The sequence below is a fragment of the Streptomyces johnsoniae genome, assembly GCF_031845565.1.
Taxonomy (GTDB): Bacteria; Actinomycetota; Actinomycetes; order Streptomycetales; family Streptomycetaceae; genus Streptomyces; species Streptomyces johnsoniae.
Genome location: NZ_JAVREV010000001.1, coordinates 657273 through 667737 on the forward strand (window position 1 = coordinate 657273; position 10465 = coordinate 667737).

Genomic DNA, 10465 nt, shown 5'->3' on the forward strand with positions numbered 1-10465 from the left:
GCCGGGAGCGGCACCGTGCGAACGACACCGCGTACTTCGTTCAAGGCCCTGCTGATCGGCGTGCCCGCCTACCGGGACGAGGCGATCGGCGATCTGCCGTTCGTCGCGGACGACCTCGCCGAGCTGGCGGACGCGCTGCGCGCCACCGGCTACGACGTCGATGTCCACGATGTCGCGGAGACGGACCGCGACAGCCTCGACCAGGCGGTCGAGGACGTGCTCCAGCAGGCCGCCGAGGGGCAGACCGTGCTGATCTACCTCTCCGGCCACGGGGTCAACCACGACGGCATCGACTACCTGGTGCCCCGGGGCGCACGGACCCGCGCGCACGACTTCCGCAGCCGCTGCCTCCCGCTCGACTTCTCCGCGCACGTCTCGCGCAGCCGGGCGGGCGACGTCGTCGTCTTCGTCGATGCCTGCCGCGAGGGCATCACCCTCCAGGAGACGTCCGGTGGCGATGTCGTCGGCTGGTCGCGTATGCGGGTGCGGCGGGTCGGGGACCGGCACTACTGCCATGTCTACGCCTGCTCCCCCGGCGAACGGGCCCGCTACGCCGCGACCGCGGCCGGCTCGTTCAGCCTCTTCTCGCGCGCGCTCAGCGCCGTGGTGGCCGACGAGGAAGGACCCGGCACCCTCGGCAGCCTCAAGGAGGCGCTCCAGGACGGCCTCGACGCGCTCACCGCCGAGCACGGCTTCCCGCGGCAGCGCGTCGGGATCAGGGCGGAGACCGACATCGACGCCTGCCTGGTGATCCCGCGCCTTGAACGGGCCGCCGCCGGGACGCCGGGCGAGCACCCCTGGACGGCGCTGGCCCGCACGCACCCCGTGTGGCAGCAGGTCGACGGCGGCCCCGGCACCGCGGCGCTGCGCGAGGCCGCGGCGGCCTTCGTCACCCGCCTGGCCGAACGCTCCGACGCGGACGCCCGGCTGCTCGCCGCCGACCCGTGGCGCCCCGCCGGTTTCGCGGAACGGATGACCGACCGGGTCGGCTGGCTGCTCACCGAGGTGCTCAACCAGGAGAAGCTGGACCTGTCGCCGGCCGAAGCGGCCCTGCTCACCATCCTGCCGTTCCTGCACGCGGCGCACCGGGACCGGACGGCGGTCCGCTCCCTCGGCGCCGCGCCGGAGGACCTCGGCCGGGCCGGGGAGCCGTCCGAGGAACGGGCCCAGTACGAGCGGTTCTTCGAGGGCCGGCCCCGGCTGGTGCGCCGCTGGCACCGGGCGGACGCGGACGCGGGCGGCATCGCCTGGTGGCTGTTCCACCAGTGGCTGCACCGCCGCCCGTTCGACCGCGACGACCCGGCGCTGCGCGAGCTGACGGCGGGCGAGACGGCCCCGGCCGGGTCCAGCCCGACGGAGTCGGAACGCCGGCTGATCGCCGACGTGCTGAACGCGGAGACGCAGGCCGGTCTGCTGCGGGCGCTGCGCATGTCGCTCAAATCGGCGCCGGACGGCCCGGCCCGCCAGCTCGCCGGGGCCTCCGTCCTCGAACAGGGCGTCAGGGAACGGCTGCTCGCCGCCCTGCTGACGGTGGCGCACCGGCTGGCGATCGATCCGACGAGGCTGCCCGAGGTCGTCGTCGACCACCTCGGCATCTGGTACTCCGTGGATCTCGCCGAGCTGCACCGCACCCTGGAGAACGCCCGGTGGGACTCGCACGGCCGCACGCGGGTGCTCAACGGCGTCTGCACGCACCCCGCCGTCGAACTCGCCCTGCGCCAGCAGGCCGCCGCGCTCGACGAGTTGCTGGGGTCGCTGGACACCCGCGCGGGCAGCGAGCCGCAGTGGAGGCCGTTGCAGGACCTGCCCGCCCACGCGACCGCCGACGGCGTGCGCGCCGCGACCGCGGTGTCGGGGGGACCTGTCTACGAGTCGACCGACCTCAGGTTCCGCCTGGCCGACGACCGCATCCAGGAACTCCTGATGGGCGAACAGCTGTACGGCGATCCGGACCTCGCCATCCGCGAGCTGTACCAGAACGCCCTCGACGCCGCCCGCTACCGCGCGGCCCGCACCGCGTTCCTGCGGCACCGCGGCATCTCCCCCGCCCCGTGGTCGGGCCGCATCACGTTCACCCAGGGCGAGGAGGACGGGCGCGCCTACCTCGAGTGCACGGACAACGGCATCGGCATGGGCGAGCAGGAGCTGTGCGAGGTGTTCTCGCAGGCCGGCATGCGGTTCGCGGACCTGCCCGAATTCCTGGCGGAGCAGGCGGCGTGGCGGGCGGAGGGCATCCATCTGCACGCCAACAGCCGCTTCGGCATCGGGGTGCTGAGCTACTTCATGATCGCGGACGATATCCGGGTCACGACCTGCCGGCTGGACCGGGAGGGCCACCCCGGCGACCGGCTCCAGGTCGATATCGCGGGCCCCGGCGCGCTGTTCCGCATCCGGCGGCTCGGCCGCGGGCACGACGCGGGCACGACGGTGCGCCTGTACCTCCGCTCACCCGAGCGTGCCCCCTCGTGCGTCCGCCTGCTGCGGCGCCTGCTGTGGCTCTCGGAGTTCACCGTCACGGCCACCGACGGGGCCGAGACGCAGCGCTGGCGGCCCGGCGTGCTGTCGCCCGCGGCGCCGCTGGACGAGCACTTCCCCGGTTCCCCGGGGGGCGGCGGAGAGATCAGGACCCTCGCCAGCGCCCGCCCGCAGGTGTGGTGGTGCGGCCGGGGCGGCGGCATCCTGGCCGACGGCCTGTGGGCCGGTGCGCCGCTGTTCGGCGCGGTGGTCAATCTCGAAGGTCCGCACGTTCCCCGGCTGAGCGTGGACCGCAACCAGATGCTGGAGCACGACCGGGGCCACGTCGGCCGCCTGCTGCGGGAGCAGATCCCGGCACTGCTCGCGCCCGGGGCGGGCATCCTCGACCACGAGTGGGCGTCCATCCTGGCGCTTCAGGACCCGCGGCTCGCGGACGAGGTGTTCGCGCGGGCCGTCGCGGCGGGCTTCTCCCCCTGGACGGTCGGCGGGCAGGACGTGGACGCGGCAGCCGTGGGCTGCTTCCAGGGCGATGCCACGCGTTTCTCCCGCGATCAGCCGCTGCTCCAGCGGGTGCTGTTCAGCGTCCCTTTCGAGCACGTCCCGCAGTGGCGCGCCCTGGCGTGGATCAAGGCGGGAGCCTTCCCCGGGGTGACCGTGACCGAGCCGGAGACGGTGGCGCTGGCCCGGCCCAGTGACACCGTGCTGCTCAGCCTGCGGGGGCGCCTGGGCGCCGAGCAACTCCTGGCGGACAGCCGCTGGATCGTGCCGGAATGGCTGCCAGGCGACGCGCCCGTGCCCCTCGGCCACATCCTCAGGGCCGCGCGCGACACCGGCCGCACGCCGGCCGACGTCGCCGACCGCCTCACCCACCTCGGCTACTCCCTCCCCCCGCGCCTCCCGGCCCTGGACGAGATCCGCGACGACGATCTCCCCCTGCTGAGCCGGAGCGCCAACGAGCGACAGCCGTGGCTCACCCCGGCCGAAACGGTGCCCCCGGGCCACCTCATGTTCGTGGCACGGGAGACCGGCCGCACACCCGCCGACATCGCCGACCGCCTCACCCACCTCGGCCACACCCTCCCCGCGGGCCCCCCGCTCCCCGTCACCCCCCACCCCGACGACATCACCCTTCTCAGCCGCAATGCCGACATGCTGGACCCGTGGCTCGACCCGGCCGAACCAGTGCCTGCGGGCCACCTCCTGTACGCGGCACGGGAGACCGGCCGCACACCCGCCGACATCGCCGACCGCCTCACCCACCTCGGCCACACCCTCCCCACGGGCCCCCCGCTCCCCGACACCCCCCACCCCGAGGACGCCACCCTCCTCAGCATCGACCTCGACGCGCAGTCCCCGTGGCTCGACCCGGCCAAGCCCGTGCCGGCCGGCCACGTGCACGCGGCGGCGGACGCGACCGGCCGCACGCCGGAAGACGTGGTCGCGCGCCTCGCCGCGTACGGCTACGCGGTGCCGCCCCGCCAGGCCGGGCCCGACGACCTGCCGCTGCTGAGCGAAGACCTCGACGGGGCCCCGCGCTGGTGGAGCCCCGAACGGCCCGTCCCGCTCGGCCACATCCTGCGGGCCGCCGAGCAGACCCTGCGCACGCCGCAGGAGACCGCGGCGCGCCTCGTCACGCTCGGCCACCGCGTGCCCGCCCCGCAGGTCATGGCCGAGCCGCCGGTCCACGGCGACACCCACCTCCTGAGCGTCAACGCCGACGGCAGGCGTCCCTGGCTCGCGGCCGAGGAGCCGGTCACGCCCGGTCACGTGCTGCGGGCGGCGCAGCAGACGGCCCGCACCCCGGCCGAGGTGGCCGCCCGCCTCGTCGTGCTCGGGCACGCCATCGCCGAGGGCACGGTCCTGCCCGATGAGGTCAGGCCCGACGACGTGCGCGTCCTCAGCGCCGACCTCGACGGGCAGTTCCCGTGGCTGGCAGCCGGGAAGCCGGTGCCGGCGGGTCACATCCTGCGCGCCGCGGCACGGACCGGCCGCACGCCGGCCGAGGTGGCGGGCCGGCTCGCGGAGCTCGGGCTCCCGCTTCCGCCGGGCGTGCGGTTCGGTCCGGCCCGCTGAGCACTACGCGGGGCTCCTGGGCTCGCCGGGGGCCGGAGGGTCGCGTTCCTCCGCGGCACCGCTCAGTTCGAGGACGCGGCGTTCGCGCAGCCCTTCCTCCGCCGTGTGCTCGACGCGGCTCATCGCCAGCCTGAGCAGCGGCGGTGCCATGAGGGAGGTGAGGACCGCGACGAGCACGATGATGCTGTACATCTCGACGGTCAGCAGCCCGAGTCTGACGCCGATCATCGCGATGATCACTTCGATGACGCCCCGCGCGTTCATCCCGGCGCCCAGGGCCAGCGCCTCCCACCGGGTGACGCCGCTGAACAGGCCGCCGAGGAACGCGCCGAGGAACTTGCCCGCGACGGCCACCCCGACCACCGCCAGCGCCCACAGCGCGATATCGGGATCGCCGAGCGCGGTGAGGTCCATCCGCAGCCCCGCCGTGGCGAAGAAGAGCGGGGCGAGCACGGTGACGACCGTCGTATTCAGCGGTTCGAGGGCGCGCATGTCGACGCCCTTGACGGCCCCGATGAGCACGCCGCACAGGAACGCCCCGAAGACCGCTTCGAGTTCGAGGGCCTGCGTGCCCGCGGCCGACAGCACCACCAGCACGACCGCCGTGACCACCGGCATCCCGCGCACCCCGGAGCGCAGAGCCGCGTTCATCACCCACCGGACGACGAACCGGCCCACCGTCAGCACGATCAGCAGGACCAGAGCCAGGTGCGACAGGGAGGTCAGCACGTCGCCGCCGGTCAGCCCGGCGGTGGTGGCCATCGCGGCGACCAGCGAGACGAGTACCCAGCCGACGGCGTCGTCGACGGTCCCGGCCACCAGGATCATCTGCCCGATGTTGCGGTGGATCAGCCGCATGTCCATCAGGGTCCTGGCGATCACCGGGATCGCGCTGACGCACATCGCGACGCCCACGAAGCAGGCGAAGACCGTCTGGTCGGCGCCGTCCGCCCGCAGCCGGTCGGGCAGCAGCAGGCCGATCCAGATGCCGAACGCGAGCGGCAGCACGAGCCCGGCGATGCTCACCCCGGCCGCCCTGGAGCCCTGCCTGCGGACCAGCTTGAGGTCGACGTGCATGCCGGTGAAGCCGACGAGCAGGATCACGCCGAGCTGCCCGAGCGCGTCGAGCAGGTGCATCTGGCCCGGCTCCTGCGGGAACAGCCACGTGCCCACGCCGGGCAGGAGCTGCGCCAGCAGGGAGGGGCCGAGCAGAACGCCGGCCGACAGCTCGCCGACGATGGCCGGCATGCCGAGCCGGACGGCCAGGCGGCCGAGGAGGATCGCCGCGAGCAGCAGTATGCCTATCTGGAGGAGGAGGACGAGGAGTTCGTGGTGTGCGATCGGGGCTACCACGGAGGTGGCCGGCGTCATGGAACGTCCTTTCGCCGCGGAATGGGCGCGCACGGGGGCGGGCGCAGGGAAAGGGAGGGACAACAATGGCCCACGTGCCCAAATCCGGGCACGCAGGCCATTGTTGCCGTCGGCAAAAGCGCCGATCAATCTTTATCAGGTTATATTCACGCAGTTTCCGAGGCGTAAGGGCGCGCGGTATTCACCACCGGTCTCACCGCTTTTCCTCCGGTCGCGTCCTGGCGTCCCGCCCCGCCGGGTGCCGGGGCGGCGGGCGCCGGTCGTCCGGCGGGGGCGCGGGGGCGACGACCCCAGCGCCGGGCGCGCCGGGCGCGCCCGGCGCGTCCTGCGGCGGGCGGGGCAGCAGCGGGCCGGCCATCATCGACGTGAGCAGCGCCATCACGACCATCATCGTGAAGATCTGGTCATCCAGAATGCCCAGCTCCATGCCGACCTTGAGGATCACCAGCTCGGTGAGACCGCGCGTGTTCATCAGCACGGCGACCTGCCGCGTCTCGCTCCAGCTGCACCCGGCGAGCCGCGCCGGAACGCCCGCACCGAGGAACTTCCCCACGCACGCGACGCCGATGATCGCCAGCAGTTCGAGCGCGCCGTCCGCGCCCAGCGCGCCGAGGTCGACGGACAGGCCGGTAACGACGAAGAACACCGGCAGCAGCAGCCCGCCGGTCCTGCGCAACGGCTCCCGCACCTGCCGCGCCAGCACGTCCCGCGGCGTCCGCGGCGTCACCAGACCGAACGCGAACGCTCCGAAGATCGCGTCGATCCCGATCCACGAGGTCGCCCAGCCGCTGAGCAGGAGGCCGGAGAACAGCACGGTCAGCACCGCGGCCCCCGACCGCCCGGGGCCGAGCGCCCCGGCCAGCCACCGGGCGAGCAACGGCCGTACGACGAAGGCGAGCAGCCCCATGAACGCCGCGAGGCACGCCAGCATCGACAGGTAGCCGCTCGGTCCGCTCGCGGTGACGACCGCCGTCACCACGGCGAGCAGCGCCCAGGCCAGCGCGTCGGCGACCGCGGCGCACGCCATGACCAACGCGCCCACCGGCGTGGACTGGAGCCCGTTCTCCACCAGGATGCGCGCCAGCACGGGGAAGGCCGTGATCGCCAGCGCGGTGCCGAGGAACAGCAGGAACGACAGCCGCGGCACCGTTGCGCCGTCCACCTCGCTGTGCCGCGAGTACAGCACGGCGGCCAGGCCGAGGCCCAGGGCGAACGGGACCGCCATCGACCCCAGGGAGACGGCGACGACCGTGCCGCGGCGTCTGCGCAGCGAGCCGCCCTCCATCTCCCAGCCGACCAGGAACATGAAGATCAGCAGGCCGACTTCGGCGATGGCGAGCAGCTGCTCGCGCGCCGCCTCGGGGAAGAGCAGCTGCGGCAGATCGCCCGGCAGCAGGCCCAGCACGCTGGGGCCGAGCACGATGCCCGCCGTGATCTCCGCGATGACGACGGGCTGGCGCAGCCTGCGCATCTGCCTGGCGAGGAGCGAGCCGACGATGAGCACGAGGGCGACATCGGCCATGACGATGGCGACCGGGAAATCGGATGAGTGCGTCAACACGTGTTCCGCCTATCGGACAGGGACAGGTGAACTGATCAACGCCGGTTCGCCCATGGCCGTCACGATCGCTACTTGACGAACAGCCAAGGATCGATAGATAGCTTCTCCTGACCCCTCATTACCGTCGGATGAGAAAGGAGGGCCACCCGATGACCGAACATGCTTCAGCCGGGAAACGCCCTACCGGGCTGCGCCACTGGCTGCTCCGCGGGCTGACCACGCTCGGGGTCATGGCCACCGGGTACGCCCCGCGCGAGTGGTGGGACGAGCCGGGCGACGCGTGGTGGGAGCGGGGCGACATCGAGCAACTGCCGTCCTGGCCGGCGGAGCCCACGGCGCCCGAACCCGAACCCGCCCCCGCCCCCGAACCCGACCCCAGGCATGCGTTCATCCCCGTCTGGCACCCGGAGCGCTGAGCCGCCTCATCCCGCCGCGGCGGCCGGCGGGCGCAGCAGCGCCAGCGGCTCGGGCGGGGTGCGGCCGGTGTGCAGGACGCCCAGCCGCTGGGTGGCGCGGGTGAGCGCCACGTACAGGTCGTTGAGCCCGCGCGGCGACGCGGCGGCGATGCCGTCGGGGTCGGCGACCAGGACGGAGTCGAACTCAAGGCCCTTCGCGCGGCCGACGTCCAGCACGTCCACCCGGTCCGCCAGCCCGGCCGCCGCGGCCCCCGCGGCGAGGGCGGGCACCAGCGCCGCGGGCGCCAGGACGGCGACCCGGCCCTCGGGCGAGCCCGCGCACTCGCGCGCGGCCCGGCGCACGGCCGCCGCGACCAGCTCCTCCCGCGGCACGGCGAGCCGCCACGGCTCGGCCGGGGTGTCGCGCACCGCGCGCGGCGGTCTGGCCGCGGGGTCGATGCGGTGCAGCACCGCGGCGGCGACGGCCGCGATCCGGGCGGGGAGGCGGTAGTTCACGGTCAGCTCGGCCCGCCGGAACCGGCTGCCGACGTGCGGCCCGAGCACGTCCGCCCAGGAGCCGCGGGACCCGCCGGGCGCGCCGGTCTGCGCGATATCGCCGACCACGGTCATGGAACGGGCCGGGCAGCGGCGCATCAGCACCCGCCAGGCCATCGCGGACAGCTCCTGCGCCTCGTCGACGACCACGTGCCCGAACGCCCAGGTGCGGTCGGCGGCGGCGCGCTCCGCGGCGTCGCGCGTGTCCCGTTCCGCCTGCCGCTCGGCCAGCCGTTCCGCGTCGATCAGGTCGAAGGCGGCGAGCTGTTCTGCCTCCTCGCCGTCGTCGAAGTCGGTCGTGCGCGAGCCGTAGGCGATGTCCAGCGCCTCCCCGGCCAGCGCGAGCCGCTCCGCACGCTCCGCTGCCGCCTCCTCCTCGGCCGCGCGCAGCACGGCCGGATCGTCCCCGAGCAGCTCCGCGGCCTCGTCGAGGAGCGGCACGTCGGCCACCGACCAGCCGAGGCGGTCCAGGGGGCGCAGCAGCCCCGCGCGTTCCTCCGCGGTGAGGCCGGGCGCCGCGGCGGCCAGCCGTTCCGGCGAGACGTACAGCTCCCGCAGCAGCCGCTGCGGCGTGAGCCGCGGCCACAGCGCGTCGAGCGCGGCCGACACCTCGGGGGACGCGGCCAGGTCCGCCGCGATGATCTCCAGGTCCTCCGCGGTCAGCAGACTGCTGCCGTCCAGCACGTCCTGGCCGAACTGCGCGGCCACGCCGCGGGCCAGCGCGGCCAGGGCCAGCTCTCGGAAGACGGCCGCCGCCTGGTTGTGCGGCAGTCCGCTCTCCCTGGCCACCCGGCGCGCCTCGGCGCAGTCGCCCGGGTCCAGGCGCGCGGTGCCCTCGTCGTAGACGATGTCGAACGGGGCGTCCGGCACCTCCTGCCGGTCGCGCACGGCGGCGGCCAGCACGTCGGCCATCGCCGCCCGCCCCTTCACCTCGGCCGCCGCGGGCGCCTCCGGGCGCCGGGCGCGCACGCCGGGGTACAGCTCCCCGACCGTGGCGAGCAGCACCCCGCTCTCGCCCAGCGAGGGCAGGACGTCGCCGATGTAGCGCAGGAACGTGGTGTTCGGGCCGACGATCAGCACGCCGCTCCTGGCGAGCCGTTCGCGCTGCGTGTAGAGCAGGTACGCGGCGCGGTGCAGCGCCACCGCCGTCTTCCCCGTGCCGGGTCCGCCCTGGACGACGAGGACCCCGGTGTGGGGGGAGCGGATGATGTCGTCCTGCTCCTTCTGGATCGTGGCGACGATGTCGCTCATGCGGCCGGTCCTGGCCGCGTCGACCGCGGCCAGCAGCGCCGCGTCCCCGGCGGGCTCCGCGAGCCCGTCGAACTCCTCGTCCAGCACGCCGGTCACGCGCCGGCCGCTGGTCCTGATGTGCCGGCGCCGCCGCACGCCCTCGGTGGAGCGGGCGGTGGCGGCGTAGAACGGCCGGGCCGCCGGGGCGCGCCAGTCGATGAGCAGCGGCTCGAAGTCGGCGCTGCCGTCGAGGATGCCCATGCGCCCGACGTAGCGCCGTTCGTCGTCGTCCATGTCGAGCCGGCCGAAGCACAGCCCGTTCTCCACGGCGTCGAGCCGGGCCGCGCGCCGGGCCAGTTCGTCCGCGGCGACGTCCCGTTCCGCCAGGCCCTGGTGACCGAGCCCGGTGGCCGCGAGCACCCCTTCGAGCCGCGCGCCGGCCTCGGCGCGCAACTCGTCCAGACGCCCGTAGAGCCTGGTCAGATACGCCTGTTCGCCGGTCAGGTCACCGGCCCGCCCGCCTGTTGACACGCAACTCCTCTATTCGCTAAGATGTATTCTGCGAGCAGACTTTTATCTTCAGATACAACGCCTGCCAAATCCAGCAATCTAGCGCGGTCTTCACCTCGTCGCAAACAGCGACGGGGTTTTTCTGTGCGCGCCGCGTGGGCGCCCCGCCTAGGTCCTGTCCTGTCGATCTTGTCGGATCAGCCCGCGGCTCCCCCAGACTCCGTCCGGGAGGTGCCCCCAGATGCGGTGCATCGCAAGGCACCGGATCGCAGCTCATACTTGGCCGTATTCGCGC

Annotated in this window: 5 protein-coding genes; 2 read left to right on the top strand and 3 right to left on the bottom strand. The window is 74.1% G+C overall.

Translation table 11 applies throughout. The annotated features are described in order from the left end of the window. The first annotated feature begins 15 nt into the window (after positions 1 to 15). The gene (locus RM779_RS02990) at positions 16 to 4548 is read left to right on the top strand and encodes a wHTH domain-containing protein (protein WP_311615429.1); all 4533 of its coding nucleotides are present in this window, start codon (positions 16 to 18) and stop codon (positions 4546 to 4548) included. Positions 4549 to 4551: 3 nt separating this feature from the next. Here the strand turns inward: RM779_RS02990 and RM779_RS02995 are convergent, their stop codons facing one another. Together RM779_RS02995 and RM779_RS03000 are read right to left on the bottom strand one after the other, a co-directional pair. Further along, complete coding sequence (locus RM779_RS02995) at positions 4552 to 5919, bottom strand: cation:proton antiporter (protein ID WP_311615431.1); 1368 nt, start codon at positions 5917 to 5919, stop codon at positions 4552 to 4554. Between the two features lie 193 nt (positions 5920 to 6112). Continuing rightward, entirely contained in the window at positions 6113 to 7477 is a 1365-nt protein-coding gene (locus tag RM779_RS03000) for a cation:proton antiporter domain-containing protein (RefSeq protein WP_311615433.1), read from the bottom strand. A gap of 152 nt (positions 7478 to 7629) precedes the next feature. On the opposite strand from RM779_RS03000, the gene RM779_RS03005 reads away from it, so the two are divergent. Then, on the top strand, positions 7630 to 7896 hold the full coding sequence (locus RM779_RS03005; RefSeq protein WP_311615435.1) for a hypothetical protein: 267 nt from the start codon (positions 7630 to 7632) through the stop codon (positions 7894 to 7896). 6 nt (positions 7897 to 7902) lie between these two features. Here RM779_RS03005 and RM779_RS03010 read toward each other — a convergent pair whose 3' ends face one another. After that, entirely contained in the window at positions 7903 to 10191 is a 2289-nt protein-coding gene (locus tag RM779_RS03010) for a HelD family protein (protein WP_311615437.1), read from the bottom strand. Positions 10192 to 10465: the final 274 nt, after the last annotated feature.